We start from the raw sequence: 17,427 nt of genomic DNA on the forward strand, positions 1-17,427 counted from the left end.
CCTGCATCGGCCCCACCAACGAGGATGATGGGGTGACGAAACGCATCGCGGCTTGTCCGGCTCGCCGATCCATGGCGCACCGGCCCTGCCAAAAGACGCATCGCACCGGATGGAGAGGCTGATGCGAGCACGTTTGAAGAACATCCGCTGGGAAGCCGAAGGCATCAACAGCTACATATTGGAGCCCGTCGATGGCGGGCTGATGCCGCCGTTCGAACCCGGCGCCCATGTCGACGTCCAGCTTTCTCCCGGCCTCGCGCGCAGCTATTCGCTGGTCAACGATCCCGCGGTCCGCGGCTATTACGAGATCGCCGTCCATCACGCGATCGACAGCCGCGGCGGATCCCGCCACATCCACGAGCAATGGCGCGTCGGCGAGATCTTCGACATTTCGGAGCCGAAGAACAATTTTCCGATGGTGGAGGATGCCAGCCACACCGTGATGATCGCGGGCGGGATCGGCATCACGCCGATGCTGCCGATGATCGCCCGGCTGGAAAGGCTCGGCCGAAGCTGGGAGCTTCATTATGTCGCCGCCTCGCCCGAGCGCGCCGCCTATGTCGATCGCCTGTCCGAGCACGACCGGGTCGAAATCGTCTATGACGGTATTCCCGGCGGCCGGCGGCTCGACCTGAAGGCGATCTGCGCCGCCGCCCCGACCGACGCGCATCTCTATTGCTGCGGCCCCGGCGGGATGCTCGACGCGTTCGTGGCGACCAATTGCGACCGCCCCAAGGGCCATGCCCATATCGAATATTTCTCCGCCGAGACCGAAGTGGCGGCGGAGGGCGGCTACACGCTGGAACTGGCGAAAAGCGGCAGGACGATCACCGTCGAGGAAGGCGAGACGATGCTCGACGCGCTGCTCGGCGCCGGAATCGACATCGGTTTCGCCTGCGCCGAAGGCGTGTGCGGCACCTGCGAGGTCAAGGTGCTGGGCGGGGTGCCCGACCATCGCGATCATTTCCTGACCGACGAGGACAAGGCGGCAAACCGGTCGATCATGGTGTGCTGCTCGGGATCGAAGACCGCCAACCTCGTGCTCGACCTTTGACGGACGGGGACCGGCCGTTCCGGTTCCCCAATAGCAAGACGCCGTTCTTATGGCGCGACGAACCAACGATATGGCCGCAAACGGCCCCAGCCTGAGGAGATGATCTTGGCGGTCGCCATCACAGAGGGCAGCGCGAAAGGCATGCTGGACGAACTTCCGATGTCGTCCTTCCAGTTCTGGTCGGTGCTGATGATCGCGGCCACCGTCATCCTCGACGGTCTCGACAACCAGATGCTGGGCCTCGCCGCCCCCTCGCTGCTCAGGGAATGGGGCATCGAGCGGGACGCGCTGGGCGCGGTCTTCGCCCTGGGCTTTGTCGGCATGGCCATCGGCACGCTGACATCGGGGTGGGTCGGCGATCGCTTCGGCCGGCGCGGCGCGCTCATCGCCGGCGTCGCCATCTTCGGCGTCGCCACGCTGCTGACCGGCTTTTCCGACGCGCTGTGGCAGGTCGCCCTGCTCAAGACGCTGGCGGGCGTGGGGCTTGGCGGGGTTCCCGGCACGGCGAGCGCGATGATCGCGGAGTTCACGCCCGTGCGCTGGCGCAGCGTCGCCGTGACCTTCGGCGTCGTCTGCGTGTCGATCGGCGGCATATTGGGCGGCGTGGCCGCCGCGCTGATCCTGCCGGGGCTCGGCTGGCGCTGGCTCTTCTACATCGGCGGCGTCGTCACATTGCTCTTCGTCGCCTGGCTCTGGTCGATCCTGCCGGAATCGCCGCGCTACCTCGCCGAGCGCCCGGACCGCGCCATCGAACTCGACCGCATCCTGCGCCGCATCGGCCATCCCGATCCCGCCTCCGTCGCCCACGCGACCCGCGCTGCCGGCGGGGCCGCGCAGTACGAACCGATGCGCAACCTGTTCGGCGTCGCGTTGCTGCGCGATACGCTGGCGCTGTCGGTCGCCATGTTCTCGGGCATGTTCATGATCTACCTCATGTTCAACTGGGCGCCGACGATGCTGACCAGCGCCGGCTTCGGCTTGCAGACCGCCAGCCTCGGCCTCACCAGCTTCAACCTGGGCGGCACGATCGGCGCGATGATCGCCTCGCTGGCGATCATCCGCTTCGGATCGCGCCCCGTTCTGATCCTGATGGCGGTGACCGGCGCGGTGGTGTGCACCGTGCTCGCGCTGCTGCCGATCAGCGGCGGGCGCAACGAAGGCGCGGTGCTGGCGTGCCTGGGCGCGCTGGGTCTGTTCGCCAGCGCCGCCCAGTCCGCGATGTTCGCGGTCGGCGCGCATGCCTTCCCCACCGGCCTGCGCGCGCGCGGGCTTGGCCTGATGGGCGCCGCTGGCCGGATCGGCGCGATCGTCAGCGCGGTTGCCGGTGCGATGCTGATCGATGGCGGCAATCTCGGCTTCTTCGGTGCCCTCGCGGCATTGCTGCTCGTCAACGCCCTCGGCTTCATCGCCTTGCGGGGCCACGTCCCCCGCCTCATCGCCAGGAATGCGCAGGCATGAACGACATGTTCGATTATGACTATATCATCGTCGGGTCGGGTTCGGCCGGCAGCCTGATGGCCAATCGCCTCTCCGCCGCCCCCTCCAACCGGGTCACGCTGATCGAGGCGGGGCCTTCCGACAAGACATGGCCGGTCAACCTCAAGACCGCCATGCCCGTCGGCAACATCTTCCTGCTGCCGCACGAGAAGTATAACTGGAAGCAGCAGCTTCGGGGGAATGCGGCGATCGCGGGCCGCCAGATCAACTTCCCGCGCGGCAAGCTGTTCGGCGGATGCAGCGCGATCAATGGCGGTGTCTATATCCGCGGCCAGAAGGCCGATTATGACGGCTGGGCGGCCGCCGGGAACCGCGACTGGTCCTATGAGGATGTGCTGCCCGCCTTCAAGGCGGTGGAGAATTATGCCGGCCCCGATCGGCCGTGGCACGGCAAGGGCGGCGAACTCGACGTCCAGAAGCCCAAAAGCTGGAACCCCATCGCGGCCGCCATCATCCATGCCGCGGCCGAGGCGGGGCATCGCCGCAATGAGGATTTCGCCGGCGAACGGCAGGACGGGTTCGGCCGCTACGACCTCAACCAGCGCAACGGCACCCGCCTGTCGAGCGCGCGCGCCTTCCTGCACCCGGCGCTGGACCGCCCGAACCTCACCGTCCACGACCGGACCATGGTCCGCCGCATCCTGTTCGACCGCGGCCGCGCCGTCGGCCTGGAGATCGAGAAGGACGGCGCCCGCAGCACCATCGCCGCCCGCCGCGAGATCATATTGAGCGCGGGGGCGACCAATTCCCCCCAGTTGCTGATGCTGTCTGGCATCGGCCCGGAGGATCATCTCCGCGCGTTGGGAATCGACGTCGTCCATCACCTGCCCGGCGTCGGGGCGCATCTGCAGGATCACCCCACCGTGCATGTCGCGATGGAGAATCCATCCGGGGAATCCTACGCCATCTCCGCCAAGGCCCTGCCCCGCATTCTCGCCAGCCCGTTCCGATATCTGTTCGGGCGCCAAGGCATGCTGGCATCCAACGTGGCCGAATGCGGCGGCTTCCTGAGCACCGACGGCAGCGGCCGCCCCGATATCCAGATCACCTTCCTGGTCGGCCTCAAGATCGACGCGCGCGCCATCCCGCGCCGCCATGGCTATATGGCGCTGATCCAGTTGCTGCGCCCCAGAAGCGCCGGTTCGGTTCGGCTGGCCAGCAGCCGGCCGGAGGACAAGCCGGTGATCGATCCCAATTTCTTTGCCGACCCCTACGACATGAAGACGCTGATCGCCGGCTTCCGCGAAGCCCGCCGCATCTTCGCGCAACCCGCGCTCGCTGCGATGACCGGCGCGGAGATCGAACCCGGTGCGCAGCATCGGAGCGATGAAGAGATCGACGCCGCGCTGCGCAAGATCGTCAACACCGCCTATCACCCCACCGGAACCTGCAAGATGGGGCCGGACCATGATCCGATGGCGGTGGTCGACGATCGCCTGCGCGTCCGCGGCGTTGCCGGCCTGCGTGTCGTCGACGCATCGGTCATGCCGGAGATCATCAGCGGCAACACCTCCGCCCCCACCATGATGATCGCCGAGCGCGCCGCCCGCTTCATTCTGGATGACGCCGTCACATCCAATATCGCCGCCTGATCGCGGCCCCGGAGACGATCGATGACCATGATGACCATCCCGCCCCGCCCCGCCCTGCTCGACACGCCCGAGCAGGACATGCTGATCGGCGGCCGGCGCGTCCCCGCGCTGTCGGGCAAGCGCTTCGAAACGCGCAACCCCGCCACGGGCGCGCTGCTCGCCACCGTCGCCGAGGGCGGCGCCGAGGATGTCGATCGCGCGGTGAAGGCGGCGCGCGCCGCCTTCGAAGGCCCCTGGCGCCGGATGAAGCCGGTCGAGCGCCAGCGTATCCTCCTGCGCCTCGCCGACCTGGTCGAGGCGCACTACGAAGAACTGGCGATGCTCGATACGCTCGATCTGGGCGCGCCCTACAGCCGCACGATCATGGGCAAGGCGCGCGCCGGCGCGCTGCTGCGCTATTATGCCGGCCAGGCGACGCTCATCACCGGCGACACGATCGACAACAGCGCCCCCGGCGATGTGCTGTCCCACACGCTCAAGGAGCCGATCGGCGTCGTCGCCGCGATCAATCCGTGGAACGGGCCGATCGGCATGTCGGTTTGGAAGGCCGCGCCGGTGCTGGCCTCGGGCTGCACGCTGGTGATGAAGCCGGCCGAACAGACCCCGCTCTCCGCGCTGCGCTTCGGCGACCTCTGCCTGGAAGCGGGCGTGCCGGAAGGCGTGATCAACATCGTCACCGGCCTCGGCGACGCCGGCGCTGCGCTCTCCAGCCATCCGGACGTCGACAAGATCGCCTTCACCGGCTCGACCGGCGTGGGCCAGAAGATCCTCCACGCCGCGGCCGGATCGATGAAGCGCGTGACGGTGGAACTGGGCGGCAAATCGCCCAACATCGTCTTCGCCGACGCCGATCTCGACAAGGCGGTTCCGGCGGCGGCGATGGCGGTGTTCGCCAACAGCGGCCAGATCTGCTCGGCGGGCACCCGCCTGTTCGTCCAGTCATCGATCCACGATGATTTCATGGCGCGCCTCGCTGCGTTCACGCAGGGCATCAGGGTGGGCGATCCGCTGGATCCGGAAACGCAGATCGGCCCGGTCGTTTCGGCCGTCCAGATGGACAAGATCCTCGCCTTCATCGAAGGCGCGCACAGCGAAGGTGCCCGCCCGGTCACCGGTGGCCGCCGCATGTCGGGTGCCGGGTTCGACGCCGGCTATTTCATCGAACCGACGATCTTCAGCCATGTCGGCGACGAGATGACGATCGCGCGCGAAGAGATTTTCGGCCCCGTCCTGTCCGCCTTCGCCTTCGACACCGTCGAGGAGGTGCTCGCCCGTGCCAACGCCACCGACTTCGGCCTGGGAAGCGGGGTGTGGACCCGCGACCTCGCCACCGCGCACCGCATGGCGCGCGGAATCCGCGCCGGTTCGGTGTGGGTGAACTGCTATCAGATGCTCGATCCGGGCGTACCGTTCGGTGGCTACAAGATGAGCGGCTTCGGCCGTGAATCCGGTCCGCACCATATCGAGGATTATCTCGAGACCAAGGCCGTGTGGATCAAGCTGGACTGAGCCCGCCGGCCCCCAGCCGGTCAGACCCAGCCCGACTGGCGCAGGTCGGGCTGGCCGGCCTCCGCCCGCTCGCCCTTCGCGGCGTCGCCCAGCATGTCGAGGAAGCGCCGCTGGGTCGCGGTCGGCCGCCAGCTCCGCCGGGTGGTGATCCCCACCACGCGCTTGGTGCCCTCCAGCGGCGCGCCGATCTGCGTCAGCAATCCGCTGCGGATCTGCAGCGCAACCTGGTCGGGCGAGAGCAACGTCAGGAAATCGCCTTCGGTCAGCAGCCGCCCGATGATCATGACCGAGCCGCATTCGATCGGCGTCGCCGGCATCCTCCCCTGGCCGAACAATTTCTCCCATTGCTCGCGCAAGGGCGAATTGGCGGGCGCGACGATCCAGGGATAGGTGGCGAGCTCCGCCATCGTCGGCTGCGCGGTCTGCGCCAGGGGGTGCTGGCTCCCCGCGGCGATCACCAGCCGGTCCTCCGATAGCGGCATCTGATACAGGTCGGCGATTTCGTGGGGGCGCAGCGCGCCGACGATCATGTCGATCACCCCGTCGCGCAACGGCTCGACCAGTTCGCGCCAGCTCCCTTCCAGCACCTTGAACGCCGCGCGCGGATCGCTGCGCGCCATCCGCGCCATCGCAGCGGGCACCAGATAGGGGCGCGACAGCGGCAGCGCCCCGAACGCGATCAATTCGCTGCCGCTGCCGCTGTCGCGCCCGATATCGGCGAGCGCCGCGACGATCTCGGCCACTGCCAGGCGCGTGCCGCGCGCCAGCCTTTTGCCGGCGGGGTTGAGCCACACCGCCCGCCCGCGCCGTTCGACCAGCTTGCCACCGATCATCTGCTCCAGATCGCCGACCGCGCGATGCACCGCCGTCTGCGACATCGCGCCGGTGCGCGCCGCCGCGGCGAAGCTTCCCGCCTCCGCCAGCGCGAGGAAGGCGCGAAGCTGCGTCATCGTCATCAGCCGCTCGGGATATTGGAACACACCCGACAGCCCCTTCGCCGCCTGCGACAGATGATCGAGCGCGGCGCGCGCACGCTCGATCACGATCTCGCCCATCGGCGTCGGCACCATGCCGCCGGAGCGCCGCTCGAAGAAGGTGTAGCCGAACTGGCGCTCGAGCTTGGCCAGCCCCTGCGTCAAGGCGGGCTGGGAGAGGCTGACGATATCGGCCGCGGCGGTGATGCTGCCATGCTCGTGGATCGCCAGCAGCGCACGCAGGTGTCGCAGGTTCAGGTCGAACGGGTCGGTCGCCATGGCATTTCGCTCGCATCCTCCTCCCGCGCTCTGACGTCATCGGGCGCGATCATCGTAGAGCCGGGCCCGCCAAACGCCAGCCTTCCTCCAAAAAACCCAATGGACCGACCATTATACTTAATGGTAGGACCATTGTAACGGAATGCCGAACGCATCCGAAAGATTCGCATCAGAAGGAGGCTGCAGCGTGGATTTCGAACTGCCCGACGACATCAAGGAATTCTGCGACGTGACGCGCAGCATCGTGCGCGACCTTCTGCCGCACGAGATCGAATTCCAGACCACCGGCAAGGTGCCACCGATCGTCCGCAAGACGCTGGTCGAGAACGGCTATTTCGGCATGGCGCTGCCCGAGCGCTATGGCGGCCTCGGCCTGGGCGCGCTGGCGCAGGCAGCAGTGCAGATCGAACTCGCCCGCCTTCCCCCGCAGTTCTGGACCGAGCTGCGCCCGCTGATGGGGCCCGGCGCAAAGAACATCGTCTATCACGCCTCCGAAGTGCAGCGCGAGCAGCTCATCCCCGGCATGGCATCGGGCGAGATTCCGATCGCTTTCGCGCTCACCGAACCCAATAGCGGGTCCGACCCGGGCTCCATGCGAACGACGGCCGTCCGCAACGCCGATGGCTGGGTGATCAACGGATCGAAGACATATATTTCCAACGGCAAGAACGCGAAATATGTGATCGTTTATGCCTATACCGACAAGGCGGCAGGTCCTCGGGGCGGCATCTCCGCATTTCTGATGCCGGCGGATACGCCGGGCTTCAGCGTCACCGGCACGATCGAACTGATGGGCACCGCGACGCCGGGCGTCTACGAACTGAGCTTCGATGAATGCCAGGTCGGTCCCGACGCGCTGATCGGCGAGGAAGGCCGCGGCTTCCACTATGCGCTCGAAGGGCTCAACGAAGGCCGCATGAACGTCGGCGCGACCGCCGTCGGCATGGGCGAATATGCGCTGGAACTGGCGATCGAGGAATCGAAGGTGCGTCCTGCCTTCGGCGGCGTCATCTCCGACTTCCAGGCCATCCGCCACTATATCGCGACCATGGCGACGGACATGCGCGCTGCGCGCCTGATCCTGCTCGACGCGTGCTGGCGCTATGATCAGGGCGAAAAGCGGCGCGAGCTTGCCTCGATGGCCAAGCTGTTCGCCACCGAGGCGGGCAGCCGTACGGTGGATACGGCGGTCCAGATCTTCGGCGGCAGTGGCTATTGCCGGGGCTTCGCGGTCGAGCGTCTCTATCGCGATATCCGCATCACCCGCATCTATGAGGGGTCGTCGGAAATCCAGCGCAACACGATCGCGCGCGAATTGCTGCGGTGACGCCGATGGCGGGAGGGGACGGCCTCTCCCGCCGCATCCCGTCCGCTAAAGCAGGTCGCCCTTCGCGCGCAGCGCGCCCACCCGGGCATCCTCCACCCCCAGTTCCGCCAGCACCGCACCGCCATCCGCGCCCAGCCCGGCGACATGGTCGCGGGCCTCGGCGCGCGATCCGCTCATCCGGAACGGCGGATTGGGCACGCGGAACCGGCCCGCGCCGTCGCCGATCTCCGCCAGGGCGCCGCGCGCTTCCAGCTGTGGATCGTCCAGCAACTCTCCGATCTCGCGATAGCGCGCGCAGGGAACGCCGTGGCGGGAAAGGATCGCCTCGGCCTCCTCCGCCGTGTGTACGAGCGTCCATTGCTCGGTCAGCGCGAGCAAGGTCGCCCAGTTGGCGTTGCGGTCCGCATTGGTCAGGAAGCGCGGATCCTCGCGCCATTCGGGGCGGCCCACCGCGTCGGACAATTGCTCGAAATTGCGCGGGCTGGTCGGTGCCACCATGATGAAGCCGTCGCTGGTCCTGAGCGGGGTGTAGAGCGGCCGCCGGGCGTCACCCGGGAACTGCGCCTCCTGCGTTTCGAACACCAGCATGCCGACCATCGCCTCCAGCATCGACAGGTCGATATGCTGGCCGAGGCCGGTCTTCTCGCGCTGATAGAGCGCCGCCTGGATCGCGCCGAAGGCATGGGTGCCGCCCAGCACGTCGGCTATGAAGATGCCGGTCGTCGCCGGCCGCTCGGCGCCATCCTGATAGCGCAGGTTGACCATATCGAAGCCGCTTGCGGCATGGATCACCGGGGCATAGGCCGGAAACAGCGCCTTCGGGCCGGTCTGGCCATAGCCCGAGATCGAGCAATAGATCAGCCGCGGATTGATCGCGGCCAGCGCCTCGGGATCGAGGCCGAAGCGCTTCATCACGCCGGGCCGGAAATTCTCCACCAGCACGTCGCAGCTCTCCACCAGCCGCTTCACGAGCGCGATGATGTCGGGCGACTTCAGGTTGCAGGCGATGCTGCGCTTGCCCGCGTTGAGCGTGCCGAAATAGGTGCTGAAGCCGTCGCGCCGCGGCGGCCGCGCGCGGACCTGATCGCCTTCCAGCGATTCCACCTTGATCACCTCGGCGCCGAGGTCCGCGAGCATCCGCGTCGCGAACGGCCCTGCCATCACGCTGGTGAAATCCAGCACGCGCACCCCGTCCAGGGCGCCGCTCATTGCCTTCCCGCTCTCGTCAGCCATGCCTCGCCCGCTTCCATAGGATCATATATTTAATGGTCCTACCTATCGCATGCGCAATGGGGGCGGTCAATCGGCGGCAGCGATCCTCAACGCTTCGCCGCCTTGCTGTTCTTGCGGACGTGGCGATGCACGCGTTCGAGATGCTTGCGCATTTCGGCGACCGCTGCCGCCTCATTCTTCTCGCGCAGATGGCGCACGAGCTTGAAGCGCGATTCGATCAGCGATTGCTGCAGCGTCTCATAATCCGGCCCCTGGACGAATTCGTGCAGGATGGCCGACAGCGAATCGACGAAGATGCCGAAAATGCGGTTCTTGGTCGCGCGCGCGAGCACGCCATAATATTCGACCGCGCACTGATAACGCGCCTCGACGCTGGTTTCCTGCTTGGTCCGCTCGGCGATCGCCTCCAGTTCGGCCAGATCCGACGCGGTCGCGCGCTCGCAGGCCAGGCGGACGATGATGTCCTGCAGCGCCAGCCGCGCCTCGGTCAGTTCGTTGAGCGAGATGTCGCCCAGATGCACATAATCCTGCATCGCCTGCACGATGCGGTCGGGCTCCGCGGTCTGCACGAAGGCGCCGCCCTTCACGCCCTTCACGTTGCGGATGATGCCCGCCACCTCCAAGCTGCGCAGCGCCTCGCGCAGCGCGCTGCGGCTCACCTGGAACTCCACCGCCAGTTCGCGTTCGGCGGGCAGCTTGTCCCCCGCCTTGAGCGTGCCCGCCGCCAGTTGCGCCCGGATCTGTTCGCAGATCACCTCGAACGCGCGCTGCGTCTTGATGGGCGCGAAACTCGGCCTGCCCGGCGATGTCGATACCATGCGATACGCTCCCGAAGATGTGCGCCAGATCTACATCCGCCTCCCCGAGAGGCGCAATGGCCGGACCGAAACGCCATTGACAGCAAAACCTATTGCACTAATGGTCCTACCATTCATGCGATAAGGGAAGCGCCATGAAGATCCTTGTGCCCGTGAAGCGGGTTATCGATTACAACGTGAAGCCGCGGGTGAAGATGGACGGGTCGGGTGTCGACCTGGCCAACGTCAAGATGTCGATGAACCCGTTCGACGAGATCGCGGTGGAAGAGGCGATCCGCCTGAAGGAAAAGGGCGTGGCGACGGAGATCGTCGCAGTCTCGATCGGCGAGGCGAAGGCGCAGGACACGCTGCGCACCGCGCTGGCGATGGGCGCGGACCGCGCGATCCTGGTGACCGCCACCGGTGAGGTCGAGCCGCTTGCGGTCGCCAAGATCCTGGCGAAGATCGTCGAGGACGAGCAGCCGGGTCTGGTGATCCTGGGCAAGCAGGCGATCGACGACGACAGCAACCAGACCGGCCAGATGCTGGCGGCGCTGACGGGCCGGCCGCAGGGCACCTTCGCGTCGAAGGTCGAGGTCGCGGGCGACAGCGTGACGGTCACGCGCGAGGTCGATGGCGGCCTGGAGACGGTGAGCCTCAAGACCCCGGCGATCGTCACCACCGACCTGCGCCTCAACGAGCCGCGCTATGCCTCGCTGCCCAACATCATGAAGGCGAAGTCCAAGCCGCTCGCGCAGAAGACGCCCGAGGATTACGGTGTCGACACGACGCCGCGCCTCAAGACGCTGCACGTCGCCGAGCCGCCGAAGCGGAGCGCGGGGGTGAAGGTGGCCGATGTCGACGAACTGGTCGGCAAGCTCAAGGCGATGGGAGTTGCGGCATGAAGACGCTGGTTTGGGTCGAGCATGAGGGCGGCGCGGTCAAGGACGCGACGCTGTCCGCCGTTACCGCCGCGGCGCAGCTGGGCGAGGTCCATCTGCTGGTCGCAGGCGAAGGCGTCGGTGGCGTTGCCGAGGCCGCCGCGGCGATCGCCGGCGTCGGCAAGGTCCATGTCGCCGACGACGCGGCCTATGCGCACGCGCTGGCCGAGAATGTCGCGCCGCTGATCGTCCAGCTGATGGCCGATCATGACGCGTTCGTGGTGCCTGCCACCTCGATCGGCAAGAATGTCGCGCCGCGCGTCGCCGCGTTGCTCGACGTGATGCAGATCTCGGACATCCTCTCGGTCGAGAGCGAGGATATTTTCACCCGGCCGATCTATGCGGGCAACGCGATCGCCAGGGTGCAGTCGTCGGATGCGAAGAAGGTGATCACGGTGCGCGGCACCGCGTTCGAGAAGGCGTCGCGCGAGGGCGGCAGCGGTGTCGTCGAGGCGGTTTCCGGGGCGGGCGATGCCGGTCTCTCCAGCTTCGTCGGTGCCGAGATCTCGAAGTCGGAGCGTCCCGAACTGACCTCGGCGAAGATCATCGTCTCGGGCGGGCGCGCGCTGCAGAACAGCGAGAACTTCCACGAGATCATCGAGCCGCTCGCCGACAAGCTCGGTGCGGCGGTCGGCGCCAGCCGCGCCGCGGTCGATGCGGGCTATGTCCCCAACGACTATCAGGTCGGCCAGACCGGCAAGATCGTCGCCCCGGAGGTCTATATCGCCATCGGCATCTCCGGCGCGATCCAGCACCTCGCCGGCATGAAGGACAGCAAGACCATCATCGCCATCAACAAGGATGAGGACGCGCCGATCTTCCAGGTCGCAGACCTCGGCCTCGTCGGCGACCTCTTCAAGCTCGTCCCCGAACTGACGGGAAGGCTGTGAGCGACCGGGAACGGCCGCCGCGGGCCTGGATCAGCCGAGGCCGGCTGCCGCGCGCTGTTCGTCGCGGTCGCCGCGCAAGCTGTCGTGGAAGCTGATTTCCGCCGCCGTTCCCGCCCGCCATCCATCGACGTCACGAATGAGCTGGCCGTTGCAGCGCCTGCACGACGTCCAATAATCGCGCCCGTCGTGGCGCGCATGCCCCCGATCGGGCTTGTGACCGAAAATGCTGCACAACAGGGCCATCATTGTCTCGCGGTCCGAAGGAACTCCCCGCCGCGGTGCGACTCATGCGGTTGCTGCGCGGCACCATCGCCGTACCGCATGTGCGAACCGAGGCTGTAAGCCCCGGCCCGACACGATATCGACACGCACGTGCCGACGGGCGGATCGATCCGGCCCGCGGGACTATTTCGTCCCCTTCACCTCGACCGCATAGATATGGTTCGCGCCTTCCATGTTGGAGCGGAACACCATCCACTTGCCGTCCGGCGTGAAGGTGATGTTGGGCTCCAGCCGATAGTCATGCTTGCGCATGTCGACGATCTTCTCCGGCACGAACGTTCCCGGCGAGATCAGCGTCTCGCTGTTCTCGGCATGGATGCCGGCGACATCGGGCACATCCTTGGGCGTGAACAGGTAGAGATATTTCCCGTCCGGCGCGTGCGCCACCATCTCGCTGTCGCCGCCATCGCCCGAGAAGATCTTCCTGTCCGGCGACTGGTTGTAGTGCACCGACCACAGATTGCGATCGAGCGCGAACCATTTGCGCTTGCCCGTGGCGATCTCGTAGCCGGCGAGCCAGAACACCTCGCCGCGCGGCGTTTGAAGATCGTACCAGATCCACTTGCCATCGGGTGAGAAGAACTCGTGGCCGGCAATCTCCATGTTCATCATGCGCTTGTGGACGAGCGTGTTGGCGCTGCCATCGGTCCGCACCGTCCAGATCCGGTCGACCTTATGCCAGGGCCCCTCATGGCAATACATGATGAGGTTGGGGTCGGTCGGCGAGAACTGGACGTGATTGAGCCAGTCGGTGGAGGCGACCACCACCTTGCGCGCGCCGGTGCGGATGTCGATCGTGAAGATCTCCATCGGGATTTTCGCTTCCAGCCGCTCGTTCAGCCGCACTTCCTTTGCCTCGGCGAAGCTCAACGGCTTCCCGTCCGGCCCGTTGGCGGCATAATGCGCCTGGCCGAACGGCTGGCGGATCTCGGGCTGGCCGCCCTGCTTCTGCGTGCCATCGGGCTGCAGCGGCTTTTCGCTCGCCGCCCACTGGCCGAGCAGCAAGGTCTCGTCCGCGTTGATCGAGCCGATCGAGCCGCGCTCCACCGTCGCGATCCTGCGCACCTTGCCAGTGTCGATATCGACGCCGAAGATCGTCTTCGCGCCGCCGCCATCGTTGCGCGGACCGCTGGCATAATAGGCCGTGCGCGTCTTGCGGCCTGTGAAGAGCAGCTGGAGATCCTTGCCCGTCACCAGCGGCTTCACGCCCCAGTCCGCCAATGTGACGACCGCAATGCCGTCCGGCACCGAGATCACCATCTTGTCACCCTGCGGCGTATAGCTGTTCTGGTGGAAATAGAGGCTGGCGCTACCCGCCTCGCGGCTGATCTGCACGATGCGGTGGCCGGTCAGCGCATCCACCCATTCCTTCACCGGCTCGGCTCGTGCGGCGGACGGCAGGGCAGTCGGCGCAAGCGCCAGCGCGAGAGCGAACAGGCCAAAGCGGCGCATTATCTTTCCTTTCGTCATTTGGGGCCCTGCACCGAGGCGAGGGCATCGGGCACCAGCGCGAGATTCTCGATTGCCGCCAGGCCCCATTGCGCGGCCGCGTTGGTCGAGACGTCGGGCCATTCGACCAGCGGCCGGATGAGCCCCGGTGCATCGATCGTCACCCGCGGATCGCCGTCGGAGAGGCCGAGCCCGGCCTCGCCGGACATGAACTCCGCCCATGCACGCGTCCCGAGGGTGGCCTCGCCCGTTTCCTTCGCGACATAGGCGGTCAGCCGCGAATGGCCTTCCTTGAGGTTGCGCGACTTGAACGGCATCTGGAACTTCGCCTCCCAGGAGGCCTTGTCGGCATTGAACCAGCGGCAATAGTCCAGCCATGCCGTGCGGTAGCGCGGCACATCGAGCAGATCGAGGAGCTCGGCATTGATCTCGACCGCGCCGAACACCGCGTTGAGGTGCGACAGCGAGATCGTGTCGCCCGGCCCCATGAAGCGGCCGGACTTGAGGTCATAGGGCGCGCTGCCCGCCAGCCAGCCATATTTGAGCCGGCCGATGCTATCCATGCCGGCAACCAGCCGGTCGCGCCACAGCTTGCTGCCCGTGCGCTCCCATTCGGTGAGCCACGCCGCGGCGACCGAGCACCACATCGTGCCGAAGCTGAAATCGATCACGCCCTTGGGCAGCGGCGTGCGCTTTGCGCCAGGCACCTTGCGGCCGATCTCGACATGCTCGAGCGTCTGGTCGGAGGTCAGCAGCGCGCGCATCAGATCGCCCACCCGCTCGTCGGCGGTCAGATAATAGAAGATGCGGCGATAGGCGGCGTTGCTGACGCGCGGTTGCTTGGAACTGTCGCTCCAATGCTGCACGCCGTGGCGCGTGCCGAGCCCGGCGAAGCGGCCGAGATGATAAACGTCGACCTCGCCGGTGTGCCGGGTCATCGCCTCGGCGAAGCGGAAGATCTTGCCACTGCCGCTGCGCAGCACGGTGTACCACAGCCAGAGGTCGGGCGAGAGTTCGCTATTGTCCCACGCAAAGCCGCCGATGTCGTAGCGCCACTGGTGCCGGTCGCGGTCATAGGTGTGCATCACGTCGCCATGATGCCAGAAGCCATACCAGCCGCGGCGGTCGACCTCGTCCGCGTAGAAATCGGCGAGGTTGGTGATCTGCGCCTCGATCCGCGCCTTCATCGGCGTCGAGCGGTCGGGCAGACCCCACGGGCCGAGCACGCCCGCTTCATGGATCCGCTCCGGCGTGACCATCAGCTGCGGCGGCACCGCATTGGTCTTCGCCATCGCCGACAGCGCCTCCGCGGTCGGCGTCGCCGGGCAAGCCCACAGGGTCAGTTCGTTGGTGCGCGCGATGCCCGAGGCATCGTCCCAGCCGGGCTCATAATCCTCGTAGGTGATCGCGAGCCCTTCGTTCTGGGCGTCATACTCCTCCATCCCGTCGACGTCGCGATAGGAGCGCATGTCCATCGCCGGCGCGTCTGGCGACCACAGCCAGGCGGTGAGCGACGCCTTGTCCTCCGCTGCACCGCGAACGTCGATCTGCGCGGGATGACGCTCCCAGAAATAGCGGGTGGCGAGCGCGACGCCGCCGGTCGGCTGGCCGACATAGCCCAGGCCGAGCGACCGCGTGCCCGAGGTGGCATCGATCCACGCCTGCCCCGCCTTGGTGCGCTTGCGGATCGCGAATCCGTCCGCGGTCGGCTGCTCCAGGGTGAAGTCGCTCCACGACGGGATGCGATCGAGCAGCGAACTGACGCTCTTCGGCATGCCCTCCAGCGGCGGGATCGCGCGGCCGGCGATCTGCGCGTCGCGGAACGGCTTGCCGGGATCGCGGCGCAAGCCCGTCAGCGGCCGCACCGCCTCCACGAACAGATGGCCGTCCGCGGTGGCGAGGCGGACGTGCCGGTCGTGGAAGGGCGCCGCCATCGGCACCGTCGCGCGCAGGCCGAGGCCGCTGAGGAAGTCCTTCTTCGCGTCGCCGTCGAAGATGAAGCTGTGGACGATGCGCAGGTGCCGGCTGTCGGCATAGGCATAGAAGCGCACGACGAAGGGCAGCCAGCGGCGGCCGGCGCCCTCATGCATACCCTCCAGCTTCACCACCGCACGCACCGGCCCGGTCTGCTCGACCGTCGCCTTGTCGATGCGGCCGATGAATTCGGTGCGCGTGCCTTTCTCGGGCGCGCTGTCGACGCTGGCGACCAGCTCGAACGCGTCCATCACCCGGCGGCCGTCGCTGTCGGCGGACTGGATCAGCGCCTGGCCGCTCTTGCCGATCCGCCAGATCGAGCTGCCGACCGCGATCTCGATGCGGTCTGCGGCCTCGCGTACCGTGACCGGCTCCTGCGGTGCGGCGGGCCGGCCGGGGATGACGGCGAGCGTCGCGGGCATGTCTGTTCCGGCGGGCAGTGCGTGCGCGGTCCATTTCGCGGAGCCATCGGGCCAGGTTGCGATCGTCCAGTGCTGAGAAGGGAGCGCGACGCCATCCGCACCGGTCACGCTGAGCGGGCCCTTCGCAGCGAGCACGCCGCGCGGCCACGGCACCCCGAAGGTCTGGCCGGGCGACAGCGCCGGCGCGGCATCGTCGATCCAGCGCACCGGCGTCGCCGGAATGCTGCGCGCACGCTGCGCAGCAAAAGCCGGCGCCCCGCCGAAGCCGACCGCGCCCGCGAGCAGGCTCGCTCCTCCCAATGCTTCGCGGCGGCTGATCCTCATATCCTCTCCTCCCTCGGGTTTATCGACGCGTTCAGGGGCGCGCGACGCGGAAATCGCGCACCTGCAAATGGCTCTGGGTGGTGCGCAGCGCGAAATGGCCGGCGCGATAGGGATCGGCATCGTCCATCGCGAACAGGATCGCGCCATCCCGCTCCACCACGATGCGGTTGCCGTCGGCGATCAGGCGGAGCCGGAACCAGCGATTGGGCTGCAGCATGTCGGCCGCACCCGTCTTGTCATGTTCGGGCAGCAGCGGCCGGTTCGCCGCCTCGCCGACATAGCGGCGCATCCGCGTGGTCGTGTTGCGGTTGCCGCCGATGCCGACATAATAGGTCTTGAGCGTATCATAATCCACGAACACGCCGCTGCGCGGCCGTTCGAGCACCGATCCGCCGGGCACGGCCGCGTCGGTCGCCATCCAGAAGGCGTTGACGTCGCTGACCTGATCGTTCGGCCCGCCGGCGGCGACCGCGCGCACCTCGAAGCTGATCGCCACCGGTCCTTCGAGGCGCGGCAGGAACCACAGGCTGAGCCCGGCGGGGGTATCGATGTCGAGAACGCCGTTCGCCGCGGTCATGCGGGCGGCGGGCGATGCGGCCTCGAGCCGCCATTGGGCGAGGCCGTGGGTGAAATCGTCGGAATAGATTGGAGCGGCGGCGCGATGCGGCACGGAGGCGCAGGCGGCCAGCGCCGTCAGCGCGAGCGTGGCGACCAAGGATCGGCGGCTGAGCACGGGCTGCCTCCTTATATAACCTGCTCCCCCTCCCCTCGGGGGGAGAGGAACAGCGAGGCGCATCTCGGGCGCATCATATTTTGGGGTGGGGCCCGCCCTCCGGCTCCGGCGCCGGCGGACAGCCCCCACCCCCACCCCCTCTCCGACAGG

Annotated in this window: 14 protein-coding genes; 7 read left to right on the forward strand and 7 right to left on the reverse strand. The window is 67.3% G+C overall.

Annotated elements, in window-relative coordinates:
- Positions 1 to 121: 121 nt before the first annotated feature.
- From NX02_RS21730 to NX02_RS21745, 4 genes are all read left to right on the forward strand, one after another.
- Positions 122 to 1,054 (forward strand): PDR/VanB family oxidoreductase, encoded by a 933-nt coding sequence (locus NX02_RS21730; protein ID WP_025294272.1) that lies wholly within the window; start codon positions 122 to 124, stop codon positions 1,052 to 1,054.
- Positions 1,055 to 1,159: 105 nt separating this feature from the next.
- Positions 1,160 to 2,512, forward strand: coding sequence for an MFS transporter (locus tag NX02_RS21735; RefSeq protein WP_245648667.1), 1,353 nt, complete (start codon positions 1,160 to 1,162; stop codon positions 2,510 to 2,512).
- Positions 2,509 to 4,143, forward strand: coding sequence for a GMC family oxidoreductase (locus NX02_RS21740; RefSeq protein ID WP_025294274.1), 1,635 nt, complete (start codon positions 2,509 to 2,511; stop codon positions 4,141 to 4,143). Before NX02_RS21735 ends, NX02_RS21740 begins: the two co-directional genes overlap by 4 nt.
- Positions 4,144 to 4,164: 21 nt before the next feature.
- The gene (locus tag NX02_RS21745; RefSeq protein ID WP_025294275.1) at positions 4,165 to 5,652 is read left to right on the forward strand and encodes an aldehyde dehydrogenase family protein; all 1,488 of its coding nucleotides are present in this window, start codon (positions 4,165 to 4,167) and stop codon (positions 5,650 to 5,652) included.
- A gap of 20 nt (positions 5,653 to 5,672) precedes the next feature.
- Here the strand turns inward: NX02_RS21745 and NX02_RS21750 are convergent, their stop codons facing one another.
- Positions 5,673 to 6,905: a LysR family transcriptional regulator gene (locus NX02_RS21750; protein WP_025294276.1), complete on the reverse strand. Its 1,233-nt coding sequence runs from the start codon at positions 6,903 to 6,905 to the stop codon at positions 5,673 to 5,675.
- Between the two features lie 187 nt (positions 6,906 to 7,092).
- On the opposite strand from NX02_RS21750, the gene NX02_RS21755 reads away from it, so the two are divergent.
- Positions 7,093 to 8,232 carry an acyl-CoA dehydrogenase family protein gene (locus NX02_RS21755; protein ID WP_025294277.1) on the forward strand — a complete coding sequence of 380 codons (1,140 nt, stop codon included), beginning with the start codon at positions 7,093 to 7,095 and terminating at the stop codon, positions 8,230 to 8,232.
- A 45-nt stretch (positions 8,233 to 8,277) separates the two neighbouring features.
- Here NX02_RS21755 and NX02_RS21760 read toward each other — a convergent pair whose 3' ends face one another.
- Positions 8,278 to 9,441: a CaiB/BaiF CoA transferase family protein gene (locus tag NX02_RS21760; protein WP_245648668.1), complete on the reverse strand. Its 1,164-nt coding sequence runs from the start codon at positions 9,439 to 9,441 to the stop codon at positions 8,278 to 8,280.
- A gap of 110 nt (positions 9,442 to 9,551) precedes the next feature.
- Positions 9,552 to 10,283: a FadR/GntR family transcriptional regulator gene (locus NX02_RS21765; protein WP_025294279.1), complete on the reverse strand. Its 732-nt coding sequence runs from the start codon at positions 10,281 to 10,283 to the stop codon at positions 9,552 to 9,554.
- Positions 10,284 to 10,417: 134 nt separating this feature from the next.
- On the opposite strand from NX02_RS21765, the gene NX02_RS21770 reads away from it, so the two are divergent.
- Positions 10,418 to 11,167: an electron transfer flavoprotein subunit beta/FixA family protein gene (locus NX02_RS21770; protein WP_025294134.1), complete on the forward strand. Its 750-nt coding sequence runs from the start codon at positions 10,418 to 10,420 to the stop codon at positions 11,165 to 11,167.
- Positions 11,164 to 12,093 (forward strand): electron transfer flavoprotein subunit alpha/FixB family protein, encoded by a 930-nt coding sequence (locus NX02_RS21775; protein WP_025294280.1) that lies wholly within the window; start codon positions 11,164 to 11,166, stop codon positions 12,091 to 12,093. The genes NX02_RS21770 and NX02_RS21775 overlap by 4 nt, the downstream gene beginning before the upstream one ends.
- A gap of 30 nt (positions 12,094 to 12,123) precedes the next feature.
- Here the strand turns inward: NX02_RS21775 and NX02_RS21780 are convergent, their stop codons facing one another.
- The 4 genes from NX02_RS21780 to NX02_RS21795 form a co-directional block, all read right to left on the reverse strand.
- Positions 12,124 to 12,327: a hypothetical protein gene (locus tag NX02_RS21780; RefSeq protein WP_158014146.1), complete on the reverse strand. Its 204-nt coding sequence runs from the start codon at positions 12,325 to 12,327 to the stop codon at positions 12,124 to 12,126.
- A gap of 171 nt (positions 12,328 to 12,498) precedes the next feature.
- Positions 12,499 to 13,827, reverse strand: coding sequence for an oligogalacturonate lyase family protein (locus NX02_RS21785; protein WP_025294282.1), 1,329 nt, complete (start codon positions 13,825 to 13,827; stop codon positions 12,499 to 12,501).
- Positions 13,828 to 13,841: 14 nt separating this feature from the next.
- Complete coding sequence (locus NX02_RS21790; RefSeq protein WP_039996772.1) at positions 13,842 to 16,544, reverse strand: exo-rhamnogalacturonan lyase family protein; 2,703 nt, start codon at positions 16,542 to 16,544, stop codon at positions 13,842 to 13,844.
- Positions 16,545 to 16,575: 31 nt separating this feature from the next.
- On the reverse strand, positions 16,576 to 17,277 hold the full coding sequence (locus tag NX02_RS21795) for a DUF6250 domain-containing protein (RefSeq protein ID WP_025294284.1): 702 nt from the start codon (positions 17,275 to 17,277) through the stop codon (positions 16,576 to 16,578).
- Positions 17,278 to 17,427: the final 150 nt, after the last annotated feature.

Source organism: Sphingomonas sanxanigenens DSM 19645 = NX02, from assembly GCF_000512205.2.
GTDB classification, from domain to species: domain Bacteria; phylum Pseudomonadota; class Alphaproteobacteria; order Sphingomonadales; family Sphingomonadaceae; genus Sphingomonas_D; species Sphingomonas_D sanxanigenens.

Bases quoted from the DNA above. Each gene is read 5' to 3' on its own strand.
- NX02_RS21730 (WP_025294272.1), top strand. From the start codon at position 122: ATGCGAGCACGTTTGAAGAACATCCGCTGGGAAGCCGAAGGCATCAAC.
- NX02_RS21740 (WP_025294274.1), top strand. From the start codon at position 2,509: ATGAACGACATGTTCGATTATGACTATATCATCGTCGGGTCGGGTTCG.
- NX02_RS21745 (WP_025294275.1), top strand. From the start codon at position 4,165: ATGACCATGATGACCATCCCGCCCCGCCCCGCCCTGCTCGACACGCCC.
- NX02_RS21750 (WP_025294276.1), bottom strand. From the start codon at position 6,905: ATGGCGACCGACCCGTTCGACCTGAACCTGCGACACCTGCGTGCGCTG.
- NX02_RS21760 (WP_245648668.1), bottom strand. From the start codon at position 9,441: ATGAGCGGCGCCCTGGACGGGGTGCGCGTGCTGGATTTCACCAGCGTG.
- NX02_RS21765 (WP_025294279.1), bottom strand. From the start codon at position 10,283: ATGGTATCGACATCGCCGGGCAGGCCGAGTTTCGCGCCCATCAAGACG.
- NX02_RS21770 (WP_025294134.1), top strand. From the start codon at position 10,418: ATGAAGATCCTTGTGCCCGTGAAGCGGGTTATCGATTACAACGTGAAG.
- NX02_RS21775 (WP_025294280.1), top strand. From the start codon at position 11,164: ATGAAGACGCTGGTTTGGGTCGAGCATGAGGGCGGCGCGGTCAAGGAC.
- NX02_RS21785 (WP_025294282.1), bottom strand. From the start codon at position 13,827: ATGCGCCGCTTTGGCCTGTTCGCTCTCGCGCTGGCGCTTGCGCCGACT.
- NX02_RS21790 (WP_039996772.1), bottom strand. From the start codon at position 16,544: ATGAGGATCAGCCGCCGCGAAGCATTGGGAGGAGCGAGCCTGCTCGCG.